This window comes from Shewanella sp. ENK2 (genome assembly GCF_043568515.1).
GTDB lineage: Bacteria > Pseudomonadota > Gammaproteobacteria > Enterobacterales > Shewanellaceae > Shewanella > Shewanella japonica.
The window spans coordinates 398,252-422,718 of the sequence record NZ_CP171406.1; the positions used below are offsets into that span (position 1 = coordinate 398,252).

Genomic DNA, 24,467 nt, shown 5'->3' on the forward strand with positions numbered 1-24,467 from the left:
AAGAGACAGTTTATCTCATTATGAGTTTCGATAATTCTCAATTTCCAGTGTTAGCACAAGCTAATACGCCTGAAGATTTAAAAAAGCTACCGCAAGGTATGCTGCCACAGCTGTCTGATGAGTTAAGACAATTCTTACTAAAATCAGTAAGTAATTCCAGTGGCCATTTTGCATCAGGCTTAGGCACAGTCGAATTGACCGTGGCGCTTCATTACGTCTATAACACGCCATTCGATCGTTTAGTTTGGGACGTTGGTCATCAAGCTTACCCGCACAAAATTTTAACTGGTCGTCGTGAACAAATGCATACTATTCGTCAAAAGAATGGTTTGCATCCGTTCCCATGGCGTGAAGAAAGTGAATACGATACGTTCAGTGTTGGTCACTCTGGCACGTCAGTTAGCGCTGCTTTAGCGATGGCAGTGGCTGCTGAAAAAGAACAAAAAGATCGTAAAGTTGTTGCCGTTATTGGTGATGGTGCTATGACAGGCGGCATGGTGTTTGAAGCCATGAACCACGCCGGTGATTTACACAATGACATGTTAGTTGTGCTAAATGACAACGAGATGTCAATTTCTGAAAACGTCGGAGCACTCAACAACCACCTGGCACAATTAATGTCGGGCCGCTTTTACACCACGATCCGTGAAGGCAGTAAAAAAGTCCTCAAAGGTATGCCGGTCATTAAAGAAATGGCAAAGCGCACCGAAGAGCATCTTAAAGGCATGGTTGTGCCTGGAACACTATTCGAAGAACTTGGATTCAACTACATCGGCCCTATCGATGGTCATGATGTAGATTCGTTAGTCGAAACATTGCGCAATATGCGTGACCTTAAAGGTCCACAAATTCTTCATATCATGACCAAGAAAGGTCGTGGTTATGAACCTGCAGAAAAAGATCCTATCGGCTGGCATGCTGTCCCTAAATTTGATCACACTCAATTTAGAAAGCCTAAAGCGAAACCTAGCTCACCAACCTTCTCGCAAGTGTTTGGTAAATGGTTATGCGATGTTGCCAAAGAAGATGAGAAGCTTTTAGCGATTACGCCTGCAATGCGTGAAGGTTCGGGAATGGTTGAGTTTTCGCAAAAATTCCCTAAACAGTACTTTGATGCCGCCATTGCAGAACAACATGCTGTCACCCTCGGGGCTGGTTTTGCGTGTGAAGGGTTCAATGCGGTTGTGGCAATTTACTCAACTTTCTTACAACGTGGCTACGATCAAATCATTCATGACGTCGCCTTACAAAAACTGCCAGTACTATTTGCCATAGACCGCGGTGGTATTGTGGGTGCCGATGGTCCTACACACCAAGGTGCATTTGACCTAAGTTTTTTACGTTGCGTACCTAATATGGTCATAATGGCACCATCTGACGAAGATGAGTGCCGCCAAATGCTTTATACAGGTTATTGCTATAAAGACGGTCCTACCGCGGTTCGATACCCTCGTGGGAGTGCTACTGGCATTGAGCAAACTGAAGTTATGACTGCTCTGCCAATTGGTAAAGGCTTGATAAAACGTCAAGGCAAACGAATTGCCATTGTTAATTTTGGTACGACATTGGCCGCAGGTTTAGAAGCTGGCGAAGCGCTTGACGCTACCGTTGCTGATATGCGCTTTGTTAAGCCGCTCGATGAAGCTTTACTGGCTGAATTGGCCACTAGCCATGATGTGATAGTGACATTAGAAGAAAACGCCATTATGGGCGGTGCTGGTAGCGGTGTTATTGAAGCATTGCAAAAAATGAAAACCATTAAGCCTGTTTTACAAATTGGTTTACCTGATGAATTCATTAAGCACGGCGCACCCGATGAGATAATTAAAGAATTAAAACTCGATGGTGAAGGTGTACTCGCTCAAATCAATGCCTATTTAGATTAACTTACTTCTTGTTCGATTGCCTCGTCAGTTAAACGATTGAAGCGAGTATTTTATTTAAATGGCGATAAGAAGACATAAAAAAGGACTGCAATTGCAGTCCTTTTTTTATGATACTTAATCGCTGTTTTAAAGCTTGAATAGTCTCTTCGTTTGAGCCTATTCGTTTGAGTCTCTGCACTTAAGTATCTATGCTTGAGTATCTACGCTTGGGCCACCTTGAGAAACCATAACCATAGCTGGACGGAGTAAGCGTGAATTTAAGGTATAACCCTTCTGCATAACCAACATGACAGTGTCTTTTGGATATTCTGCGCTAGGTTGCATACCAATTGCTTGGTGATGTTCAGGGTTAAATGCTTCGCCGATTGGGTTAACTTGTACCACTCCGAATTTCTCTACTGAACCTAAGAAACCTTTCATGGTTAATTCAACACCTTCAACGATAGCTTTAGTCGCTTCATCTTCAGGATTAACACCTGTTAACGCACGCTCCATGTTGTCCAACACAGGTAGCAGTTCGTTTACAAACTTCTCTAAAGCGAATGCACGTGCTTTTTCAACATCTTTAGCCGCACGAGTACGGATATTTGCTGTTTCTGCTGCCGCACGAATTTCTACATCTTTACGTTCAGCTAATGCTGCTTCAGATGCCGCAAGTTGTTGTTCTAACTCTTCAATTCTAAGGTTAGCTTGAGTTAACTCATCAACTTCTTGTGTTGCTTCAGTTTCAACTTCTGTTTCGATTTCAGTGGTTTCAGCTGCATCAATAACGTCTTGATCTGCTTTATTTGACTCGTTGCTCATTTTCACTCCAGCTAAAAATGCTTTGTTTCTGATTACTATGGGCATATTATGGGGATCAATTTCTTTGTTTCAAGCCTTTGAGCAAATCAAATACTAATATGACCAAAAAGTTCCAAACAATTGGCCTAATCGGCAAACCACACCACAAGGGTACAAACCTCACTTTGAAGCGTTTGCATCATTGGTTGTCGATGCAAGGTTTCGATATTTTAGCCGAAGAACGTGTCGCTTCAGAACTGAAAGTCGACATTGAATCGGTTGATTTAACAGAATTAGGTGAGCGTTGCGATTTAGCCATTGTGGTAGGCGGCGACGGAAATATGCTTGGAGCTGCCAGAGTATTAGCTAGGTTTGATATTGCAGTGATTGGTGTAAACCGTGGCAATTTAGGCTTTTTAACTGATTTACCTCCAGATAACTTCGAAGCGTCGTTGTCGAAGGTGTTAGACGGACAATATGACACTGAGTACCGTTTTTTGCTTGAGGCAGAAGTCCATCGCCATGGCATGCTCAAATCAAGTAATACCGCTGTCAATGAGGCCGTATTGCATCCAGGTAAAGTGGCGCACATGATCCAGTTTGAGGTCTATATTGATGATCAATTCATGTATAGTCAGCGGGCTGACGGCATGATTGTCTCAACGCCTACAGGCTCGACCGCGTACTCATTATCTGCTGGCGGCTCAATTCTCACCCCTAACCTGCAAGCATTAATTTTAGTGCCAATGTTTCCACACACCTTATCTTGTCGCCCTATTGTTGTGGATGCAAGCAGTACAATTAAGTTAGTCGTCTCGCCCGATAATGGCGAAAACCTTGAAGTAAGTTGTGATGGGCATGTGCATTTATCTGTACTGCCTGGTGATGAGATTTTAATAAGCCGCAGTGAAGACAGGCTTAGAATGATTCACCCTAAGGGGCATAATTACTTTAATGTGTTAAGAGCTAAATTGGGCTGGGGCAGTAAGTTATTTTAAGGTGCTGAAATATTGATGCGCGCAGAAGGCGCATCAATACTCCCTGTGTTAACTGATTTAATTTGCTGTTAAGCAAGCGAGCAATTGCTCGGTAAGGGTTGTTTCATCTAGTGCAGATAGCGAAATTATCTCGATGCGAGAATCCATCGCATCATCCAGTTCCATCACTGATAATTTGCCATCAGACATATTAAAACCCGCAATCCCTTCTTCAGTGATCATCACAGCCTTAATACGTAACACATTCTGTGCAATTAATTGATTAATGAAACTAATAAGCTTATCAAATTCAAAACATAAACGAGGTTCAAAAATCCAACCAATACTAAATGCTCCCTCACCTTGATTAGATTTAACCCAATAACCACCTTGATTAAACTCGACAGGCTGCGGCAATGGCTCTGATGAAGAAACAGGCTTAAATATTGAAGCTGAACCTTGTGTTAATGACGTGCTTTTACCCAAGCTAGTAGATTGCTTAATTGGTGTTGTCGATTTAGCGCGAGGTAAAAGTGGCTTATCAATCTCATTTAATAACAATTTAATCGCACTTTCAGCATTGGCGCTAATTAGTATCGATTCTTGGTTAACTCGGCCAATTAGTGCCGATAAGCTTTCAAGCTCTTGTGCTTGATATAAGTCAGCTTTACTTGCATAAACAATATCAGCAATGCGTAGCTGCTGATTAAAATTTTCATTATCACGATAAGCTTCAATGAGCACTTTACGTGCATCAATCACACATACCGTTTGATTGACCGATAGTACTTGGCGGTTATATTCGTTGGTTAATACCTTTAAAATCTCAGCTGGATGCCCTAAACCTGTAGGCTCGATAAAAAGTCTGTCAGGTTTGGCTTTTTGAATCAGTTGGTTAATAGCAACTTGAGTCGGGATCCCAGCAGCACAGCACAAACAACCACCAGCAACTTCTTTAATCACCACTTGCTCGGATGAGTGAGTGCCAGCCATTAGACTGGCATCAATACCAATTTCACCAAACTCATTAACTAATATGGCCCATGTTTCATTTTCAGGTTTTAACTTGAGTAAAGACAAAATAAGGCTAGTTTTACCTGCGCCTAAAAAACCCGTAATTACATTTGTTTTGATAGTCTTGAGAATCACCCAACATTTCCTTGTTCAATTAGTACTTAATAAAGCCATAATGATCACTTAGCTTTTTTAGCATATTTACCTTGTCGACTTGGTTTGGCTTTATCATTGCCACGATGACCATTTGGTCTTTTATGTTTAAAAGATTTCTTTGGCTTAACCGCTTCAACTTCACGGTATCTGGCTGGTAAAGGAGCGCCAGCTTCATAGCCAGGCTGAACATGGACTTCTATTTGGCATTGAATTAGCGACTCAATATCACTTAATAATTCCATTTCATTTTGAGCGACTAACGAAATTGCCTGTCCAGCAAGTCCTGCTCGCCCTGTTCGACCAATTCGATGAACATAATCTTCAGGCTCAGGCGGTAACTCAAAGTTAATCACCAAAGGTAAAGCCTCAATATCTAGGCCTCGAGCAGCAAGATCGGTAGCAATCATGACACGCAGTTTACCGCTTTTAAATTCTTCTAACGCTCTATTTCGTGCTCCCTGAGTTTTATCGCCATGAAACACTGCAGCTTTAATACCGTCTAATTTCAACTCTTTAAGAAGGTGTTCCGCAGTTTCTTTCATACTGGTGAACACCATTACTTGTTGCCAATTATTACGGCCAATCAGTTCTGATAACAACTCTGCTTTACGTCGTTTGTCCACTTGAAATACCGATTGAGAAACCGTATCGGCAGTGGCTTGATTTGACACATGCACAAACTCAGGCGACTTAAGCATTTTTGCCGCTAAGCTTTTGACATCTTCTGAATAGGTTGCTGAAAACATCATGGTTTGATGTTGACGATTGACTAAACGTTTTACCTTCTCTATGTCTTTGACAAAACCAAGATCAAGCATCCTGTCAGCTTCATCAATCACTAAATGAGTGACAAAAGATAAATCCAGATCGTACTGGCCAATAATGTCAAATAATCTACCAGGCGTAGCAACGAGAATGTCTACCCCTTTATTTAACGCTTTACGTTGGGGGTTAATGCTTGCCCCGCCATATACTGCTACGCTCTCAAACGGTAAAAATTGTGCGTAATCAACAATGTTACGCTCAATTTGGATTGCTAACTCTCGTGTTGGCGTCATAATTAACACACGGAGTCTTTGCCAAGCAGTTTTAGTCTCTTGTTGCTCAATTTGTTGCGACAACAATGATAATAATGGCAACGAAAACGCAGCTGTCTTACCTGTACCTGTTTGAGCACTTGCTAAAACATCTTTACCTTCAATCACAAGTGGCATCACAACCTGCTGTACTGGCGTCATTTTGTCGTAGCCGCACGCCTTAACCGCATCTAAAATAGGCTGTGAAAAGCCAACAGAATCAAAAGTCATATTTTTCTCTAATCTACACAAGTAATGATGGCGCTATTGTAGCGGCTCAATGACATTTAAGCGATGTATTCAAGGCTGGATCAGTCCCTTTCACTATTAAATACACAAAATTCAATAAATACTGTTTTTAAGTGCAAAGTAACAGTTTGTATCTTGTGGTTTTTTTGTTGATTTACTCAGACCAATTAAGCAACATAACCGCAACAAAAACAAAACACAAAAAAGGCCCACAATGAAATTGATGTACCCGTTGTTATTTGCATTGACCTTATCTGCATGTGGTGGAAGTTCAGATTCAAGCACAACCGATCCAGTAGAACCTGTCGATCCAAATCCACCTGTAGAAGAAAAAGAGCTTCAAGCTGATATTTGTTACATCATGTCGACATCGCTAGGTGACATTACACTTGCTATCGATACAACAAACACACCGATCACTGGTGAAAATTTTAAAACCTATGTTGAAGAAGAGTTCTACAATGGCACAATTTTTCACCGTGTAATTCATAACTTTGTTTCGCAAGGTGGTGGCTTCACATCAGGATTAATCGCAAAACCAACTAATGATCCCATTGAATTAGAAAGTAACGTCGGCTTATCGAATGCTCGCGGCACCATTGCAATGGCAAGAACCAACGTGGCAAATTCAGCAACATCGCAGTTTTATATTAACGCGCTAGATAATACACAGCTGGATTACAGTTCAAGTACAAGTCCTGGTTATGCTGTTTTCGGTCAAGTTGTACAAGGAATGGAAGTCGTTGATCAAATCAATATCACTGATACTAATAGTAGTGATGTGCCGACGACAGATATCGTCATCAACACAGTAACTGAAACCACTTGTCCTCAAGTTTAACGACCTGAATGATAGCGGGTATATTCTAGTTTTATCGCTAACGGTTTCTCTTATTTAAATGCTGATAACGCTTTTAGTTATCAGCATTTTTTTAGTGGATAATGTGCTCAATATCTCGCAAAAAACTAAAATAAGCGCCAAATCCCCATTTCGTATTAAAACTACAAAATGACAAAAATTTAGTATCAATATATGATTTTCATCACAAACCACAGTGCATTTGGTTGTTACTTTAACGACAGAAAAGAATTTTAACTTTATTAATTTCAAGCGTTGAAGAGGTTTATTATGGCGACTAAATTTTTCATTCCAAGTGTAAATGTTCTCGGTCAAGGTGGTGTTGATGAAGCAATTAATGACATTAAAACATTAGGCTTCAAACGTGCTCTGATAGTCACTGATACGCCATTAGTTAACATTGGTTTAGTAGATAAGGTCGCTGCTAAACTCATCGATAATGGCATTACAGTATTCATCTTTGATGGCGTACAACCTAACCCAACAGTGAGCAATGTTGAAGCCGGTTTAGCCATGCTAAATGCACATGAATGTGATTTTGTTATTTCATTAGGTGGCGGTTCACCGCACGACTGCGCCAAAGGTATTGCATTGGTCGCAACCAATGGCGGCAGTATTAGTGACTATGAAGGTCTGGATGTATCAACTCGTCCACAATTACCTTTAGTTGCTATCAATACAACAGCCGGTACGGCCAGTGAAATGACGCGCTTTTGTATCATTACTGACGAAACTCGTCACATTAAAATGGCTATCGTCGACAAAAACACGACACCAATTTTATCAGTAAATGATCCTGAGCTTATGATTGAAAAGCCGGCGGCATTGACTGCGGCTACTGGTATGGATGCACTAACGCACGCAATTGAAGCATACGTTTCAATCGCTGCCACTCCCATTACCGATGCTTGCGCGATTAAAGCAATCGAGTTAATTCAAGCCAATTTAGTCAATGCGGTAGAGCAAGGCGATAATATTGACGCTCGTGAACAAATGGCATACGCGCAATTCTTAGCGGGTATGGCATTTAATAATGCAAGCCTTGGGTATGTCCATGCTATGGCGCATCAACTTGGTGGCTTTTACGACCTACCTCATGGGGTTTGTAATGCATTGTTACTGCCGCATGTTCAGGCATACAACGCAAAAGTGGTTCCTGGTAAGTTAAAAGACATCGCTAAAGCAATGGGGGTAGATGTTGCTCAACTATCCGATGAACAAGGTGCTGAATCTGCAATTGAAGCAATTAAAGCGTTATCTGTTGCAGTGAATATACCTGCTAACTTAACCGAGTTAGGTGTGAACCCTGAAGACATTCCAGTCTTAGCTGACAATGCGTTAAAAGATGCTTGCGGATTGACTAACCCGCAACAAGCAACACACGCAGAAATTTGCGAAATTTTTACCAACGCTCTATAAGTTAATAAGTACCTAATCAGCATAAGCTGACTCATTGTCTAACATGATGTGTTAAGAAAGACAGAAATTGTACTGCGGCAAACTAACTTGGTTGCAGCAGTACGATTTTCATTCAAGTATCGAGCTAAAACAACTGGCAAGTTTGGTATACCTCCTTGGCAGTAATGCACGCGTGTGCTTATAGGCAAACTATCAATATTAAGCGTCAAAAAATAAAGTACCAATCACAGATAAAAACACATAAACAACTGTTTAATATACACTTTTAATCACCATCATTTAAGAACTGTTAACTGGCTCTAACTTCTATAAATAACCATTGACCAAAGTTAAATTAGCAGTCTATGATGAATTACATTCTTAAAAAAGTAGGTAAGCTATGACAGCAATCACTCATGTGTATAACTACACCGTAAGATGCCCTCATTACAAAGAAAATGAAAAACCAGCAAGCTGGTTAAATCATGTCGAAATTAACCAATCTAGTGAAATCGCACTAAATAGAATTACTAAGTGGCACTGTGAGCCAGGCTCAAAAGCATTCGAAAATGGTGAGTTTGTGGTTAGAAAATCTGACACTGACGATACCTACTATGCAATGCAAAGTAACCGCATGTTAAATAACGCCCACTCACTGGTGACGTTTAAAATATTCTTAGACCAATGCTGCCAAGATGCGGATCCCGAAAAAATTGTAGCTCACCTTGTTGAAGATTATAACGGCCGACTGGCTAAAGCTCAGTAAATCAGTCATGACAACTTAATGAAGCACAATTGTTTTCCAAAATCTCCACTGACTCGTATATCGTTCTAAATGGAAAACAGTCATATCAACCCGACAATACATTGCGATTGTCGGTGTTGTTTTAACTGTAATTAACTTTCCAACTCTGCGCACATTTTGTGATCGACTCTTCGTTTTTGGTAACAGCATTGATATGCGATCACAGTTTATCGATCAAAATCTGACGAACTCCCCTGTATTACTATATAAACACTGCTCAAATTTCTATTTTAATATCAGAACACAGTGAACTTACAGGCTCAGTCAATTGAACTTAGTCTCACTGAAAACAAGTGATTTAAAACGCGTTTACAATTAGCCCAGCTTTATCAAACTTATCCTTACATTATAAAGATAAGACGAGTTGATAAGGTTCAATATGGCCAAGCTTTTCGATTTCTGCCATTAACCAAATTAACAAGTGAGCTAATTGGCGTTCATCTAACGCCCCAAATAGAAATTAACTGAATTTTTAAACTTACCTTTATAGGAGCATCATCAGATGCAAGCAGTTCCAAATATCGTCATTATTGGTGGCGGCGCAGGTGGTATGGAAATCGCCACAAAACTTGGTCATAAAGTTGGCAGAAAAGGCAAAGCAAAAGTCACATTAATTGATTGCGCCGAAAGCCATGTGTGGAAGCCGTTATTGCACGAAGTGGCAACAGGCGCATTAGATATTGGCCTCGATGCAATCAGCTATCGAGGCCACGCATCAGCCCATGGTTATCATTTCCAACAAGGTGCGATGATTGATATTAATCGAGACGAAAAACAGATTGTTTTGGCGCCAATTAATGACGAAGAAGGTCAAGAGCTGTTACCAGCGCGCCATATTCCATATGATTATGCCGTAATCGCAATTGGTAGTGTTGCAAACGACTTCAATATACCAGGCGTTAAAGAACACAGTTTATTCCTAGATAACACTGAACAAGCCATGTCTATTCGTAAAATATTACTGAATAAATTCATGCGCTACGCAAGCCACCATCAACTTGATGAAAAAATCAAAATTGCTGTCGTTGGCGCTGGTGCTACAGGTGTGGAAATGTCAGCGGAAATGCACCATGCAGTTGAACAGCTAAGTGGCTTTGGTTATAAAATTGATACTAGCTTGCTTGAAGTGACCTTAATTGAAGCTGATGAACGTATTTTACCAAAAGTCGATAAGGTAGAGATTTCAAATTCAGTTACCCGTGAGCTGAAACAGCTTGGCGTAAACGTGATGACAAATACGCGTATCACACAAGTAACCCCTGAAGGTTTATCAACAACTGAAGGCAACTTAATTCCTTCAGACATGGTTATTTGGTCTACTGGTGTAAAAGCACCTGACTTCCTGAACAATATTGGTGGCCTTGAGAGCAACCATATCAATCAGGTGATGGTAAAGCAGAACATGCAAACGACGCTAGATGATCATATTTTCTCAATTGGAGACTGTGCAGCGTGCCCACAAGAAGATGGCAGCTGGGTACCGCCTAGAGGTCAATCAGCAAGACAAATGGCGTTAATGACAGCCGATAACATTATATTAATGCTTGATGGCAAAGCACCTAAGAATGAATATGTGTATAAAGATTTAGGCTCTTTGGTAAATTTATCTAAGTTTCATACTGTCGGTAATTTAATGTCATTCATGGGCGGTGGTGTATTAGTGGAAGGTAAAATTGCCCGTTTCGTTTACACTTCTTTATATCGTCGTCACTTGATTGAATTACACGGTATAGTTAAAGGGACATTAATGATGTTGGCTAAAGGCATTGGTCGCATCATTCATCCACATTTGAAACTACATTAAAGGCAGGTAAGCGCTGTTAGGCATTTAATGCGTTTTAACAAAAGCCCATTTCAATATTGAGATGGGCTTTTTTGTTTTAAGCCTTACGCAGCATTCGCTCTGATCCCATGTGGCACAGGCAAACCACGTTCATTGATATTCACAAAAACAACTTTATCAACCACCGCAATAGGCGCGTTTGTTGATTGATTTCGTGCTTTACAGCGAAGTGTTATAGAGCTTTGACCTAAGCTAATAATTTCCATTCCAAACTCAACTACATCACCCAAGCTTGCTGAGCACATAAAATTAATTTCCGACACTAGCTTGGGCATCAATAATTTACTGTGCATTTCACATCGAGCATAAAGAGACGTTTCTTCATTTAGCCACTTCATCAACTGGCCACTGCATAATTTCTTATCTGAATTTAAATCAACTAATTTGACAATATGACGGCCTAAATATTCCATGATATTGATCCTTTTATAGAGAATACCCCTAAAGAGGTAGCAACATTGATACCACTAAGGTAAATACATGAAATATAAGGAATAGAACAAAATAAACTTAACCCAAAAGAGATGGCTTGCGCTACAAATGAGCATAACATGAGTAAGATTGCACGATAAAAGCGCAACGATAGTCGCTCGCTACGCTTTGTCTTTGATTGGCAATATTTTAGATAAACTACTTAGTGAGAGCCTGAGGCAAACATGCTTTAAGTGCTTTAACAAACGTCAGTATGTCTTGTCGGCTAATATCTTTATGGGTCACAAAGCGAAGAGAATAACTAGAACTGATTAATATCCCTTGTTGTGCGAGTAACAAGGTTAAATGCTTTACATCAAAGCGTTTATCTAACGTCGCAAAAACCATATTAGTCTGCACTTGTGAAATATCTACGTTAAGCTCAGGCATCTCAAGTATATGTTGCGCGAGTAAAGCTGCGTTATCGTGATCTTCTGCTAATCTATCAACCTGATCGGTAATCGCAAGTTCTGCGGCAGCTGCGATTATCCCAGCCTGACGCATACCACCACCTAACATTTTACGCCATCGAATTGCTTTATTAATTAATCGCTCATCACCTAACAATATTGATCCAATTGGCGCCGATAACCCCTTTGATAAACAAATAGAAACAGAATCAAAATATTGGGTAATATCACTTATCGCTATATTTTGAGCCACTGCAGCATTGGCAACTCTAGCACCATCAAGGTGAATTTTTAAATTATGATTAAACGCTAACGCTTGGGCATCTGCCAAATATTGTTGCGGTAGGACTTTTCCGCCAATAGTGTTTTCAATGCTCAGCAAGCGAGTTCTGGCAAAGTGCACATCATCGGGTTTAATTGCTGCTTCAATATCCGTTAATAAGATACTGCCATCAGCTTGATTATTTAGCGGTTGCGGTTGAATACTCCCCAGAACGGCAGCCCCACCACCCTCAAATTTGTAATTATGAGCCTGCTGACCACAAAGGTATTCATCGCCTCGGTCACAATGGCTTATCAAGGCCAGTAAATTGGCTTGAGTGCCTGAACTAACAAACAAGGCACTGTCAAAGCCGAATCGCTCAGCGGCCATGTCTTGCAAACGATTCACCGTCGGGTCATCGCCATAAACATCATCGCCGACTTCAGCATTCGCCATTGCCGCTCGCATCGCATCGGTAGGTTTTGTGACTGTATCACTACGAAAATCTATCATGTTTGTTCTCATCAACATCAAGCTTGTAATAAGCAGCTAAATTAAAGGCATTCATTCTACCTTAATTAATCATGCCTTCATTATTTAATGTCACACCATTTGAACCAATTCAGCCTATGTTGATTAAATTTGTCACAAAAAAACCAGCAACAAGTGCTGGTTTTTTTAAAAGAGTTACCGACTTATTTGGCAGGCATCTCTTTTAAGTGAAGATCCATTTGTGGGTATGGAATTTCAATATTCGCTGCATCAAGTGCATTTTTAATTTGTTCAAGTAGTTCGAACTTAGCACCCCAATAATCTGGTGTCTTTACCCAAGGACGTACAACAAAGTTAATTGAAGAATCAGCAAGCTCAGCCAGTGCGATTGTGTACGCAGGATCTTTTAAGACATAGGCATTGTTGTCTAACACTTCAGTTAATATTTTCTTGGTTTGAGCAATATCAGCACCGTAGCCAACACCAATAACCATATCGATACGACGTTTTTCTTGTGCAGAATAGTTGGTAATTGTGCCATTCATCATTGCTGAGTTAGGAGCAACAATCACCTTGTTATCAGGCGTTAAAAGACGTGTTGAAAAGATAGTGATTTCATCAATCGTACCAGAGACACCTGCCGCATCAACGTAATCGCCTACGCGACATGGACGAAATACAACCATAAGCACGCCAGAAGCAAAGTTTGATAATGAACCTTGAAGCGCTAAACCTACCGCTAAACCAGCCGCACCTAATACAGCAACCAATGACGCTGTTTGCACGCCAATTTGGCCTAAAGTGGCGATAATGGTAAATACAAAAACAACGCCCCAGACTAAGTTACCGACAAAAGAGGCAACTGTTTCATCAATTTTACGACTTAGCATCATCTTAGTGGTTAAGTTCTTAGCCACGTTTGATAAGTACTTACCGATAATAAAGATAACAATTGCCATGACCACTTTCAGTCCATAAGTGACTATAAATTCTGGCGCTTGTTGCATTAAGCCTTCAATATTTTCCATTGTTTAACTCCCTTAATATAAATTATTTTGTACTTTTACTATTTAATAAAATGTCTACTCGTCTATTTAATTGACGTGATTCTTTAGATAAATTATCAGTCATAGGCTGACTGCTTCCCTTGCCTAACACTTCTATAAACTCTGTATTAACGCCATACTCTTTACTTAGTAATGACTTCACTGCTTTAGCCCGTGCTAAAGACAAGGCGTTATTAAACTGCTCTGATCCAATATTGTCTGTGTGCCCTACCAACAACACCTTTGCGGAATGCCTAATCTCTGGTAAAAATGCCTGTAAAGAAGCTCTCTGCGTTTGCGATAAGTCTGCGTGAGCAAATTCAAAGAATAGCCGCATTGGAGATTCAATAGCTGAAACTGAATAACCTTGCACATCAGCAACACCTGCAGCTTTTTCATCGATGACATTCGTTTCACTTGATAACAAAGTAAGGTCCTGGCAGCCATTGGCTAACACAACCGCATCAGCGGGTGTATCAGGACATGCATCTTTTTTATCTGGTACGCCGTCTTTATCGGTATCAACCCACGCCGAACAAGGTAAACTCAAACTTAATAAGCAAGCTAAGACAAATACTTTGTAAAACATCTTGCCTCCACGCTTATAAATCCAAGATTAGGCATGCAAAAACAGCACATGTTACTAACAGGTAAATCAAACAATTGAATATCTAATTAAGTAAAACAGATCCAAAGAGTTACATTTTATCTTGTTGTTAACAGATTGCAAAGCAATTAACCAAACTTACTCTAGTATAGGTAGGATTTTTTAACTTGCTTATCCTTAGCCCCTCTCGCTTCAACACTGCATTAACCAAAACAGTGAAATACAAGCTTGAACCTGCACCAGCGTTAAACGAATACAAACCCACTACAAATCTCAACAAAGGTATCTAAAAATCCAACGAAGTTGTGATTTTATACAAGTATTTACAGAGCCAGATGTCGCATTAGCATTGACTTTTAAGGCCTTTAAAGGGTATATAAGGTTAGCTTTTTGAGGTTTTAATGATTAAAACTTTAAAATGATGACATTTAATATAATAAATAAACAACAAAGTGATTAATTTTATAGCAACTAAATTGAAACACTAACGGGCGTAGACCCTTAAATAATCAATACGTTGAAATTAATCACCATTTGCAGACAACAATTTCTGTGGCGACCCTTGTCCCGCAGGCAATCACAAGCTTAAGGTGGAAGACTTAATGAGCAATGCAAAACCACAGGGGACCATGCTTGGTCATCCCAAGGGGCTTTTCCTGCTGTTTACAACAGAATTATGGGAAAGATTTAGTTACTACGCAATGCGCGCCATTTTGGTGCTCTATCTAGTCGATAAGGTTCAATCAGATGGTGGTCATGGTCTTGGTTGGACACAAGCAGATGCAATCTCTCTTTATGGTACTTTCACAGGTCTAGTATACTTAACACCGCTTATTGGTGGTTGGTTAGCTGATAATTATTTAGGTCAACGTAAAGCCATCATGATTGGTGGTGCATTAATGGCTGCAGGTCAATTTACTTTGGCATTTCCTCATAGTTGGGCACCAGGTGCCGAAACGACTATTTTCTATATCGGTCTATTTACTCTTATCATTGGTAACGGCTTATTTAAGCCAAATATCTCTACTATGGTAGGTGACTTATATGAAGAAGGTGATCACCGTCGTGATGGTGCATTTACTATCTTCTATATGGGTATCAACGTAGGTGCATTCCTTTCAGGTATTATTGTTGGTTCGGTTGTTGCAGCTTACGATGGTAACTTCCAAATGGGCTTCTTGTGTGCAGGTATCGGTATGGTACTTTCACTGATTATTCAATTTGTTTTTGCGCAAAAATTATTAGGTGACATTGGTCGCTACCCTGCTGCAAAACTTGAAAAAGAGAAGCAAAAAGAAAAAGGTGATGTACGTAAAGAGCCATTAACTAAAGTTGAGCGTGACCGTATTAAAGTGATTATGGTTATGGGTCTGTTCACCATTATCTTCTGGGCTGGCTTTGAGCAAGCTGGTGGTCTGATGAACTTGTTCACTAATGACTTTACTGACCGTATGATTGGTAGCTGGGAAGTACCAACAACTTGGTTCCAGTCTTTAAACGCTATGTTTATTGTTATTTTTGCGCCAGTGATAGCCTCTATTTGGGTACGTCTTGGTAAAAATGAGCCTAACTCACCTGTAAAATTTGCTTTAGGTTTAGTATTACTGGGTATTGGTTTCCTATTCATGATTGGTGCGGTATTAGAAATGGGCGGTGACGCCAATGCCAAATCAAGCATGTGGTGGCTTGTAGGTGCATACTTCTTCCATACTATGGGCGAACTTTGTTTATCTCCAATCGGTCTATCAATGGTAACTAAACTTGCTCCACTGCGTATTGCTTCTCTAATGATGGGTGCTTGGTTCCTATTCGTTGCTATTGCAAACAAAGTTGGCGGCATTGTAGGTTCATTCATTGGTCATGGTGGCGAAAAAGAAGAGCAACTTGCTAATGCAATGGCTATTTTCGCTGGTATCGCAATTACTTCTGCTGTATCAGGCATTATCCTTTACTTCATGGCTGACAAGCTCGTTGACTGGATGCATGGCGCTGAAGGACACAATGAAAGCGAAGAAGAAGCATTAGCAGAAGAAATCGCTGTTACTGCTGAACATGAAGCGATTAAACCAAGTTAATCGATAAGTGTTAAAAAGCTAAAAACCTCGCAATTGCGAGGTTTTTTTATTTTACTTTCTTAATGCTTGTTGGCTAATGACTTATCACTTATTTATAAACTTGAAACAGCCCTAAATAAACCCACCTTGTCTTATACTAGTAACCCACTAGTTAACCGCTAACTCAATAAAACCACCAGCAGGAACAGTTTCATCATAATATAATCCGTCAAATTCATTATTCAAAAGTTTATTACGATGCTGACTAATATTACTGGCGATACAAATTTTTTCTTCAGGCATTAACGTTCTAAACTGCATACTTGGTTTATTCCATTCAACAGTTCCCAGCTGTAACGATTCAGACATTGCCAATGGCGCAAGCCCATTATTATTACGTAAATAACAGCGTAAACCGCTACCAGCCTGCCCTATTGCCACTCTAAAGTTACTTAAATCAATGCAGACATAAACAATATCTACAAATAAATTAATGCCAGAATTAACCATACGGTCATTTAGGTAGCTCAACATATTAAACGGCTCAATGAGTGTGGTGCTCAATCCATTTCTAAATAACTTTAGTTTTTGATTTACGAAACTTCTTAATAGTACGCAGCCAAATGCAGCACGATTATCCTCGGGATGGAAATGAGCCATATACATCATTAAGTGATTGTCACCCACCATCGTTGAGTCAATAAAGTAGGCACTGACATCACTATTTTTGCAGAGGCTATAATGAATTTTAGCTGATGGATAACACACATTTGATGCAGGAAATAATTGCTGCTGAACACTTTTAGCCGCTTCTGAATTATGTTCAAGCAAACTGAAATTATCGGTTAACTCTTGGTAGGATAAATCCTGACTCATGTTTGCCGCTGAATTAATCACCGCGTCACTATCATTAAAATCGAGATGTTCTAATTGCGTGTTTTGTGGGGAAATAGCTTGCAAGATGGCTTGTTCGATAATACTAAAATCAGCCAAAGGTTTAACCAAATAATCACTGGCGCCATATCGCAAAGCCTCAACAACATCGGCCATGACATTGTTTCCAGAAATGACAATTGAAGGCACTGCTGGATTAATTTTAATAATTTGCTTGAGCATCCCTAACCCATCGAGTTTAGGCATACTCAAGTCTGCAATCACAATATCAACAGTATGAGCCTGAAACTCACTGACACCTTCGTTACCATCTGCGGCTTCGAATACAACGGCACCTTGCTGGACTAAAAAATCGGCCAACAATTGCCTAAAAACTGAATCATCTTCAACTAACAGCACAGCGACATCTGTTAATGCCATACTTTTCCCCGGCAGATTATCTACCGGCGAAATAATTAGTCCGGCAGGTTTACTCGAGCTCTAATAGGTATTCTTCGAGTAACTCGTCATCGTCTTGTTTTGAAGGCACATTGCCGTCATAAACTTTATAATCCATATACTGAAAATAGGCTTCTTTTACAAAGGTATATGGATCAAGCGCATTATCCAATAAGCGTTCTTGATCAATAGCAGCAGCACGAGAATCAAGGTTTTTTAAACCCCATTTCAAAATGGACTGCCATAACAAGAACTCTGATAAAGGAAAGTATAGACCATCAACCCAATCTGAGGCGAGTTCCCTTGTCACATAGGGACCAAAAAAAGGCGCCATAAAATAAGGCCCATTTGGTACACCGTAATAGCCCAAAACTTCGTTAAATTGATCTTGTTTTCTTACCATCCCCATCATGTCAGCAACATCAATGATGCCGAATAAACCTAAGGTGGTATTAACTGTGAAGCGGCCACCAGCATTGGCAGCCCAGCCCCATTTTCCTTGTAATGCATTATTCACAAGTGAACTTGGCTCTTCAAAGTTACGTACAAAGTTATTGACACCTGATTTAACGGGCAAGGGTAAATAGTCGTTGTAGCCGTGGGCTATGGGGCGAAATAAATGCCTGTCTAGCACCAAGTAATTAAAGTCCCACATTGCACGGTTAAAACCTTCAATGGGGTCTCTTGGGTCGTTATAAATAACTTCAACTGCTGGTTTTACGGTTGATTGAGGTGCATTGGTTGAAGCTTCTTCAGCGTGCGCTAAAAAACCGAATTACCCAACATCAAAGAAAGTAACATCCATTTATACTTCATACATCTCTCTTTAGGGAATTAGTAACTACCAGCAAATGACAATATTTATGATACTAATGAGTACGTTATATACATATGATGAGATCAAATAGAGACTACAAAGAAAGTTGGAAATCATCATATTCTTGCTGATAGTGTTAAAGCTTAATCTTAGTAAGTCGATAAAAGAGCACTGAGGTTATAACTTGTTCATTGAGCTTATCGGCAACGATAAATAACAAAGTTATTTAAACAATAAGTCAATATTTGTAAGTTTAGCAATGTTACAAATACCACCAAGTGACTTACGATTAGGCTACACAATGACTTTTAAGGATACGTGTGGCCAACAAGATATCAACCATTAAATTGTAATAGAACATATTATAAGGTGCTATTGCCCTGTTATGACAACTATCAAAACAAGTGCACATATAGACAAAAGTGAAATAGGTGCCGCATTAAAAAATGCAGCTAAATCCCACAGTCTAGACTCGTCCTCGTCAAGGCCAGCATCATCACAATTAGAGCAAGGTACTGTGCTGGTTCCTGCTAAAATAATTGCTGATAAACCAATAGCTAATTCTTCAACAAGTCGTGCGCAAGTGGATAAGCCTCAACCAGCAGCAGCGAATCCAAGTCAAGTTACACTTGATATAAAAGGTAAACAGATACAATTTAAACCGAGCCTGCAAGTCAACCAACTGTTGCAGGCTGGCGCTAAAGTCATGATTAGCGCCGAGCAAGTCACTCAGTTGTCAACCAGCACACAGCCAAGCCCAACACAAGCCGTTAATCTAGGGCAACAACAAATTGTCATTGTAGGCCAGCCTGTTAGGCTTAACTTACCGGATGAAATTTTAAATATTGCCTATTCAAATGGAATTTCATCCAAGCAGCTTTTGACGTTAGCATCTCGACCACAAGGTTATCCGCTACCAATTGTAAACATCAATACCAATGTAATGAGATTCGATAATGGCACCAATGTCACTGTTTCAACATTACCCACACTACCTAGTGGTACCCAAGTTGCCTATGTATCTCAGATCGCAGGCAAACTGCAGCTCATATTAAGCCCAGTAAGACTTATAGAGTCGGTACCAATGACACTAAAAGTCGACCATATTACCGATGCGAGTACTAAGGCTGCGCCCAGCTTGACCTCCCAATTAGACCAACGAATTATCACTCGAAATGAGCCGGTCCAGGTCTTATCGCAATTTTTAAAAAAGCTTGAGCACATGCCTGCAGCTATAGAGAATAGTCATACCAGACCGGTACAATCTAATACAACCACGTACCCAGTGCAGAATCCTGCTACAGAGTTGATTGCAAAACAAAGCCATCAAGAACAAGCTTTGTTTATAAAAATTAAAGATGTATTAACGAGTCCTTTCAATAACAGAAGCATTGACCTTCTCAACAGCAATGTTTCGCAATTATTATCTAAAGGGGCATCGTTATCTCCAGATCAGTTTAAACAACTCACCAACCTTATTCTGCAAATGGCTCAATCAAGCAATGCTGGGAGCTTGAGGGTGACGCAGGATCAAATAGCTGCGATTACTACGCAGGTGAATAAGTTAACCCCTCAAGCTAAGCTTGATGCCGCTCATATTAGCGCAGCAACTAAACTAACTGGCGAAACTGTGGCGAATACAGTCTCGAATAACACTGTGGCTGGTAATAGCCTAATTAGTCATAGTAAGTCACCATTTGAAGTACTAAACCAAAATTTATCTAAAGCTGGTGCAATGCCCTCTCAGCAAGCCGATACTACTCAATCACAAAGCCTAGCATCACAACTATTAAAAATACTGCCTAAGCTCGATCCATCGCCAATAACTGAGTTAGTTAATCCTCAACTTCTAAAGGCTGAACTAACACAGCTTGCAAACCTTAACCTGAGCCAGACAGCATCTATTCCAAATAGCGCACTAATGGGCGGAGCAATAACAAGTCTATTTCAATTATTGCTCGGATTTAAACTCAAAAGTGTTAATACCAGTATGAGCCCGAAGCTGCAAAACTATATGGCTAAATTACAACAGAAAGTTATTAGTTCAATGACCGCCAATCATCCGATGCTAGCAGCATTAGATAAAGCGGGCAGCTTAGAATCACTCACTAAATTTGCATCAAGTGTGAACCTTTACCAACAAGCCAGTAATGAAAACAGTCAAACGCAGACTTGGTATTTTGCTTTACCTTATTCTATTGGGCAAAGAAATGAGCAGTTTGAAGGCAAATTTGAACAGTCCACAGCTAAGGATGAAGATGAAAAACAGCAAGGTTGGCGTCTTCAGCTTAAGTTTAACCTTGCCCACGGCCCATTACTAATTAATGCCCATAAACAAGGTGAGCACCTAGACTTAGCCTTCACTGGTGACAATCCTGCTATTTTGTCAAAAGTGGATTCATTTCAAGAAGCTTTAGCTGAAAAAATAAACCAAGCAGGCTTACAAGCGCGAGAGATAAAAACCACTGTAGCCCCAGTTGCCGCGACCTTATTACCTGGCGACCATTACTTGGTGAAAACCAACGCTTAATAAAGCTGGGAGAGTAAAACCAGTACAAGTGAAATCAGTGTTTAGTCAAAACACGTTTTTAATTGAAAGCAAAATAAAGAATAGGATATGTATGAGTAAGATTAAGAAAGCGGTTGCGTTGAGCTTTGATGGAAAAGAAGCGCCAAAAGTAACAGCAACAGGCAAGGATTTAGTCGCGCAAGAAATCATTGCTTTAGCAGAAGCAACGGGGGTTTATATCCATCAGGATGAGCATTTAAGTGAGTTTTTACAATTGCTAGAGCTAGGTGAAGAAGTTCCCAAAGAGCTCTACACGCTAATCGCAGAGCTCATTGCATTTGTCTATATGCTAGATGGTAAATTTCCTGAGCAATGGAACAACCTTCATCAAAGGATCCTAGATAAAGCCTAATGACAATGTACGCTATTTTTTATGTAAACGAATGATAAGTTCAGCTTCGGCTTTCGGTAATTCACATTCTTCCATTAATTCTTGTACCCCAGCGCCTAACCCCACCATTTTTAATGCGCGAGAATATAACTTAGACTGGGGATCTTGCTGACTGGCCTCTTCAATCATATCTGATTGTTTAGCAATCTTTTGCTCGAGTTCTAATACTCTTTTACCTACCCCTATGGTGCCACTTCTTAGCTCTTGCAGCTCGCGCTTAACCGACTCGCGCTGTCGATCATTTTCTTTCACTAACAAGGTAAGTGCATCAACTTTGCTTTGCAGCTTAGCTGTTTTTTTACTAAACACAGCCCAAAAAATTGCCCCTGCAACAACAATAATAGCGGTAAGAATCAGCAACTCTTGTGACATTTATTTTCCTTGGTAAATTTTTTAGTCATTAAAACACAAAAGCCAGCAAAAAATAATGCTGGCTTTCATTGGTATAGCGTTAACACTATAACTGAGTGATTTCAGCCCACTCATCATCCGATAATAATTTATCTAAGTCGACTAAAATAAGTAACTCATTGTCACGGTTGCTCACACCTTGGATAAATTTAGCACTTTCTTCAGTGCCGACATTCGGTGCATTATCAATTTCAGAGCGGCGTAAGTAAACGACTTCAGCAACGCTATCCACTAAAATACCAATAACTTGTTTTTCAGCTTCAATGATCACGATACGAGACGAGTCATCGACCTCAGTGGAATCAAGGCCAAAGCGCGAGCGTGTATCAATAACAGTAACCACATTACCACGAAGATTAATAATACCCAGTACATATAATGGCGCACCTGGTACAGGGGCGATTTCAGTGTAACGTAACACCTCTTGTACTTGCATCACATTAATGCCGTAGGTTTCATTATCTAACTTAAATGTTACCCACTGTAAAACTACATCTTCTTTACCCGTAGCAACCGCTGCTACATTTCTTGAGTCTGTCATAAATAACCTCAGTCAATCGAATCTTGACAACCTAATCCTGCATCTAGCATTTCAATAAGCGCTTGCACGTTTAAAATGCCACACATTTGTTCTTTTACCACACCAGCAAGCCACGGACGCTTACCAGGTTTTTCACGCCAATTAACTTGTGATTTATCTATTTTTACAGCGTTAACTAATGACTCACAAGCCAAGCCCCAATCACTGTCTTCTAGCATTACTAAATACTGATAATCTACGCTTTCAGCCAATTCTTTAGTGTATTTCTCTGGCATAACCCAGCGGCAACTATCCACTACATTAACTTTTTGCTCCCTGCGTGTTTGTACTCCTAAAAACCAATCCGGGCGACCTATTAGATGACTAATATGCTCTATTTTAACAATACCACCTAGACTTACCAATGGCACAGCAAGTGTCAGCCCTGCAACATTAAAAAACAGTACCTGAAACTCATTATCAAGCACTTCTTGCAAGTTTTGAGTGACACTTGGTGGTGTTGCTCCAGTTTGTAAAGCAGGAGATGACTCTCGTTTACTATCAAGGGTGCCTTCCCTTGAATGGTTTTTCTTTAATGATATATCGGCAGTTTTTTCAGATACTTTACTGACAGATGCGCCAGAAGTGTCAATTTTTTTATCTAGGCTGTTTACCTGAGTTTCAGGGCTTGCTTGGCTAAGCTTTTCCCTAAATAACTGTGCTTTTAATTTAATATCATCTTGAACCTTGCTACTTGACGGTTGTTTAATATCCGCAGCAAGATTTTCTTGTGCTTTTTCTAATGTAGGCTCGACAACACCTTGCTTCTTAATCGTTGCACTAGCGGCTGGTTCAGCATGTTTCGACACGACTGAAAGTAATTTAGATAAAGCCGCTTTATCAACTGGAGGTTCAGCAAACGCTTTGCTCTGTTGTGATGTGCCAGCAACCCTAGCCTCGTTGAGCTGCGGAACATCGTCAGTTGGAACGACAGGCTTGTGTACCACTTTGCTGTGCTTTTTCTTGAAATCTACTGAATTGATATCTCGAGGGTTAGCTGCTGTTTTTTCATTTATTAATGCCTCGTGAGTATCAATAGTCTTTTTCGTTGCGGCTATGGAGTTAGTTGCATTGTCTGTTTTAGCAGTTGTTGAATTAGATAAGGGAGTTTCGGAGTCAGCTACGCCTGCCGGCTCTTCTGGAGCTTCTTGTAATAAAACAGAAAAAAAATCAAAAACAGTTTCGTCAACCGATTTTGACATGCTTAAACTCCTTGGCGAGCAAAAAATCTAATAGTCGATTATAAGCTTTCATTCCTCGGCTGCTCGGGGAGTAGTGAGAAGCAGGGACATGCGCAAGACTCGCATCTCTAAACTTTGTATCGACAGGAATAACATCTGGCCACAAGGTATCAGGATATTTTTCCTCTAACGACTGCAATGCAATAGGTGATGCTTTGGTTCTTCTATCGAACATGGTAGGTAAAATGGTAAAACTATAGGTCGTTTTTTTAGAACGCCCCATTAACCCCATTGTTTTAACCATACGTTCTAAGCCTTTAATCGCCAGAAATTCTGTTTGCACAGGAATAACAATATGCTGGCTCGCAGCCAAAGCATTGACCATCAACACCCCTAAAATAGGTGGACAGTCGATGATAGCCACATCGTATTTATCTGCAAGTAACGAGGTCACATTTCTAAGTACTAACCCCATCCCCTCTTGATGACCGAGCGCTCTATCTAGGGTAGCAAGGGCCATTGAAGCAGGAATAATATCCAATCCATCTATGGATGTGGGGACGATATGCTTTTCAACACTTTCAAGAGTAAGGGTCTTATGTGAAAGGAAAATATCATATAGTGAACTTGGGATTTCTTCTGAATCAATGCCGAGATAGTAACCCAATGAAGCATGAGGATCAGTGTCAATCATAAGCACTTTTTGGCCACGTTTTACTAACGCACCCGCTAAACTTGCCACCGTTGTGGTTTTGCCGACACCACCCTTTTGATTAGCAATTGTCCATACTTTCAAAT

The 24,467-nt window shown here is 40.2% G+C and carries 21 protein-coding genes and 1 pseudogene; 9 read left to right on the forward strand and 13 right to left on the reverse strand.

The genetic code is table 11. The features are described from left to right. Positions 1–20: 20 nt before the first annotated feature. Positions 21–1,886 carry a 1-deoxy-D-xylulose-5-phosphate synthase gene (gene dxs, locus ACGEDC_RS01890; protein WP_394496102.1) on the forward strand — a complete coding sequence of 622 codons (1,866 nt, stop codon included), beginning with the start codon at positions 21–23 and terminating at the stop codon, positions 1,884–1,886. A gap of 186 nt (positions 1,887–2,072) precedes the next feature. Here the strand turns inward: dxs and grpE are convergent, their stop codons facing one another. Next, entirely contained in the window at positions 2,073–2,690 is a 618-nt protein-coding gene (grpE, locus tag ACGEDC_RS01895) for a nucleotide exchange factor GrpE (RefSeq protein WP_065108516.1), read from the reverse strand. Between the two features lie 98 nt (positions 2,691–2,788). Here grpE and nadK point away from each other — a divergent pair, with 98 nt between their 5' ends. Continuing rightward, positions 2,789–3,667: an NAD(+) kinase gene (gene nadK, locus ACGEDC_RS01900; protein ID WP_055024988.1), complete on the forward strand. Its 879-nt coding sequence runs from the start codon at positions 2,789–2,791 to the stop codon at positions 3,665–3,667. Between the two features lie 57 nt (positions 3,668–3,724). Here nadK and ACGEDC_RS01905 read toward each other — a convergent pair whose 3' ends face one another. Together ACGEDC_RS01905 and ACGEDC_RS01910 are read right to left on the reverse strand one after the other, a co-directional pair. Further along, positions 3,725–4,795: a CobW family GTP-binding protein gene (locus ACGEDC_RS01905; RefSeq protein WP_394496105.1), complete on the reverse strand. Its 1,071-nt coding sequence runs from the start codon at positions 4,793–4,795 to the stop codon at positions 3,725–3,727. A 44-nt stretch (positions 4,796–4,839) separates the two neighbouring features. Further along, positions 4,840–6,123: a DEAD/DEAH box helicase gene (locus ACGEDC_RS01910; protein WP_055024990.1), complete on the reverse strand. Its 1,284-nt coding sequence runs from the start codon at positions 6,121–6,123 to the stop codon at positions 4,840–4,842. A 232-nt stretch (positions 6,124–6,355) separates the two neighbouring features. Between ACGEDC_RS01910 and ACGEDC_RS01915 the strand changes: the two genes are divergently transcribed. The 4 genes from ACGEDC_RS01915 (at position 6,356) to ACGEDC_RS01930 (ending at position 11,007) form a co-directional block, all read left to right on the forward strand. Next, a complete protein-coding gene (locus ACGEDC_RS01915) occupies positions 6,356–6,982 on the forward strand; it encodes a peptidylprolyl isomerase (protein ID WP_394496108.1) in 627 nt (208 codons plus the stop codon). A 288-nt stretch (positions 6,983–7,270) separates the two neighbouring features. Further along, entirely contained in the window at positions 7,271–8,419 is a 1,149-nt protein-coding gene (gene yiaY / locus ACGEDC_RS01920; RefSeq protein ID WP_394496110.1) for an L-threonine dehydrogenase, read from the forward strand. 379 nt (positions 8,420–8,798) lie between these two features. Further along, positions 8,799–9,164, forward strand: a complete 366-nt coding sequence (locus ACGEDC_RS01925) for a hypothetical protein (RefSeq protein ID WP_055024993.1) — start codon at positions 8,799–8,801, stop codon at positions 9,162–9,164. 541 nt (positions 9,165–9,705) lie between these two features. Next, a complete protein-coding gene (locus ACGEDC_RS01930) occupies positions 9,706–11,007 on the forward strand; it encodes an NAD(P)/FAD-dependent oxidoreductase (RefSeq protein WP_394496113.1) in 1,302 nt (433 codons plus the stop codon). A gap of 83 nt (positions 11,008–11,090) precedes the next feature. On the opposite strand, the gene ACGEDC_RS01935 is transcribed toward ACGEDC_RS01930, so the two are convergent. The 4 genes from ACGEDC_RS01935 to ACGEDC_RS01950 all read right to left on the reverse strand — a co-directional run bounded on the left by ACGEDC_RS01935 (position 11,091) and on the right by ACGEDC_RS01950 (position 14,316). After that, positions 11,091–11,459 (reverse strand): hotdog domain-containing protein, encoded by a 369-nt coding sequence (locus tag ACGEDC_RS01935; protein ID WP_055024995.1) that lies wholly within the window; start codon positions 11,457–11,459, stop codon positions 11,091–11,093. A gap of 217 nt (positions 11,460–11,676) precedes the next feature. Then, positions 11,677–12,702 (reverse strand): low-specificity L-threonine aldolase, encoded by a 1,026-nt coding sequence (gene ltaE, locus ACGEDC_RS01940; protein WP_394496115.1) that lies wholly within the window; start codon positions 12,700–12,702, stop codon positions 11,677–11,679. 182 nt (positions 12,703–12,884) lie between these two features. Beyond that, on the reverse strand, positions 12,885–13,709 hold the full coding sequence (locus tag ACGEDC_RS01945; RefSeq protein WP_055024997.1) for a mechanosensitive ion channel family protein: 825 nt from the start codon (positions 13,707–13,709) through the stop codon (positions 12,885–12,887). 22 nt (positions 13,710–13,731) lie between these two features. Next, positions 13,732–14,316: an OmpA family protein gene (locus tag ACGEDC_RS01950; RefSeq protein ID WP_282166695.1), complete on the reverse strand. Its 585-nt coding sequence runs from the start codon at positions 14,314–14,316 to the stop codon at positions 13,732–13,734. Positions 14,317–14,936: 620 nt separating this feature from the next. Here ACGEDC_RS01950 and ACGEDC_RS01955 point away from each other — a divergent pair. After that, entirely contained in the window at positions 14,937–16,409 is a 1,473-nt protein-coding gene (locus tag ACGEDC_RS01955; RefSeq protein WP_055024999.1) for a peptide MFS transporter, read from the forward strand. Between the two features lie 147 nt (positions 16,410–16,556). Here the strand turns inward: ACGEDC_RS01955 and ACGEDC_RS01960 are convergent, their stop codons facing one another. Continuing rightward, positions 16,557–17,702 carry a response regulator gene (locus ACGEDC_RS01960; RefSeq protein ID WP_055025000.1) on the reverse strand — a complete coding sequence of 382 codons (1,146 nt, stop codon included), beginning with the start codon at positions 17,700–17,702 and terminating at the stop codon, positions 16,557–16,559. A 49-nt stretch (positions 17,703–17,751) separates the two neighbouring features. Next, positions 17,752–18,536: pseudogene (locus tag ACGEDC_RS01965) on the reverse strand (MlaA family lipoprotein). A gap of 386 nt (positions 18,537–18,922) precedes the next feature. Between ACGEDC_RS01965 and ACGEDC_RS01970 the strand changes: the two are divergent. Together ACGEDC_RS01970 and ACGEDC_RS01975 are read left to right on the forward strand one after the other, a co-directional pair. Beyond that, entirely contained in the window at positions 18,923–21,067 is a 2,145-nt protein-coding gene (locus tag ACGEDC_RS01970) for a hypothetical protein (protein ID WP_394496119.1), read from the forward strand. 91 nt (positions 21,068–21,158) lie between these two features. After that, positions 21,159–21,458 carry an EscU/YscU/HrcU family type III secretion system export apparatus switch protein gene (locus ACGEDC_RS01975; protein ID WP_055025003.1) on the forward strand — a complete coding sequence of 100 codons (300 nt, stop codon included), beginning with the start codon at positions 21,159–21,161 and terminating at the stop codon, positions 21,456–21,458. A 12-nt stretch (positions 21,459–21,470) separates the two neighbouring features. Here the strand turns inward: ACGEDC_RS01975 and ACGEDC_RS01980 are convergent, their stop codons facing one another. From ACGEDC_RS01980 to ACGEDC_RS01995, 4 genes are all read right to left on the reverse strand, one after another. Further along, positions 21,471–21,869 (reverse strand): DUF2802 domain-containing protein, encoded by a 399-nt coding sequence (locus ACGEDC_RS01980; RefSeq protein WP_055025004.1) that lies wholly within the window; start codon positions 21,867–21,869, stop codon positions 21,471–21,473. Between the two features lie 85 nt (positions 21,870–21,954). Beyond that, positions 21,955–22,449, reverse strand: a complete 495-nt coding sequence (locus ACGEDC_RS01985; RefSeq protein ID WP_394496122.1) for a chemotaxis protein CheW — start codon at positions 22,447–22,449, stop codon at positions 21,955–21,957. Positions 22,450–22,457: 8 nt separating this feature from the next. Continuing rightward, positions 22,458–23,690: a chemotaxis protein CheW gene (locus ACGEDC_RS01990; RefSeq protein ID WP_394496124.1), complete on the reverse strand. Its 1,233-nt coding sequence runs from the start codon at positions 23,688–23,690 to the stop codon at positions 22,458–22,460. Further along, a complete protein-coding gene (locus ACGEDC_RS01995) occupies positions 23,674–24,465 on the reverse strand; it encodes a ParA family protein (protein WP_055025007.1) in 792 nt (263 codons plus the stop codon). Before ACGEDC_RS01995 ends, ACGEDC_RS01990 begins: the two co-directional genes overlap by 17 nt. Positions 24,466–24,467: the final 2 nt, after the last annotated feature.

Bases quoted from the DNA above. Each gene is read 5' to 3' on its own strand.
- ACGEDC_RS01945 (WP_055024997.1), bottom strand. From the start codon at position 13,709: ATGGAAAATATTGAAGGCTTAATGCAACAAGCGCCAGAATTTATAGTC.
- ACGEDC_RS01970 (WP_394496119.1), top strand. From the start codon at position 18,923: ATGACAACTATCAAAACAAGTGCACATATAGACAAAAGTGAAATAGGT.
- ACGEDC_RS01915 (WP_394496108.1), top strand. From the start codon at position 6,356: ATGAAATTGATGTACCCGTTGTTATTTGCATTGACCTTATCTGCATGT.
- ACGEDC_RS01990 (WP_394496124.1), bottom strand. From the start codon at position 23,690: ATGTCAAAATCGGTTGACGAAACTGTTTTTGATTTTTTTTCTGTTTTA.
- ACGEDC_RS01955 (WP_055024999.1), top strand. From the start codon at position 14,937: ATGAGCAATGCAAAACCACAGGGGACCATGCTTGGTCATCCCAAGGGG.
- ACGEDC_RS01975 (WP_055025003.1), top strand. From the start codon at position 21,159: ATGAGTAAGATTAAGAAAGCGGTTGCGTTGAGCTTTGATGGAAAAGAA.
- ACGEDC_RS01930 (WP_394496113.1), top strand. From the start codon at position 9,706: ATGCAAGCAGTTCCAAATATCGTCATTATTGGTGGCGGCGCAGGTGGT.
- grpE (WP_065108516.1), bottom strand. From the start codon at position 2,690: ATGAGCAACGAGTCAAATAAAGCAGATCAAGACGTTATTGATGCAGCT.
- yiaY (WP_394496110.1), top strand. From the start codon at position 7,271: ATGGCGACTAAATTTTTCATTCCAAGTGTAAATGTTCTCGGTCAAGGT.
- nadK (WP_055024988.1), top strand. From the start codon at position 2,789: ATGACCAAAAAGTTCCAAACAATTGGCCTAATCGGCAAACCACACCAC.
- ACGEDC_RS01960 (WP_055025000.1), bottom strand. From the start codon at position 17,702: ATGGCATTAACAGATGTCGCTGTGCTGTTAGTTGAAGATGATTCAGTT.
- ACGEDC_RS01910 (WP_055024990.1), bottom strand. From the start codon at position 6,123: ATGACTTTTGATTCTGTTGGCTTTTCACAGCCTATTTTAGATGCGGTT.
- ACGEDC_RS01935 (WP_055024995.1), bottom strand. From the start codon at position 11,459: ATGGAATATTTAGGCCGTCATATTGTCAAATTAGTTGATTTAAATTCA.
- ACGEDC_RS01925 (WP_055024993.1), top strand. From the start codon at position 8,799: ATGACAGCAATCACTCATGTGTATAACTACACCGTAAGATGCCCTCAT.
- ltaE (WP_394496115.1), bottom strand. From the start codon at position 12,702: ATGATAGATTTTCGTAGTGATACAGTCACAAAACCTACCGATGCGATG.
- ACGEDC_RS01985 (WP_394496122.1), bottom strand. From the start codon at position 22,449: ATGACAGACTCAAGAAATGTAGCAGCGGTTGCTACGGGTAAAGAAGAT.
- ACGEDC_RS01980 (WP_055025004.1), bottom strand. From the start codon at position 21,869: ATGTCACAAGAGTTGCTGATTCTTACCGCTATTATTGTTGTTGCAGGG.
- ACGEDC_RS01950 (WP_282166695.1), bottom strand. From the start codon at position 14,316: ATGTTTTACAAAGTATTTGTCTTAGCTTGCTTATTAAGTTTGAGTTTA.
- dxs (WP_394496102.1), top strand. From the start codon at position 21: ATGAGTTTCGATAATTCTCAATTTCCAGTGTTAGCACAAGCTAATACG.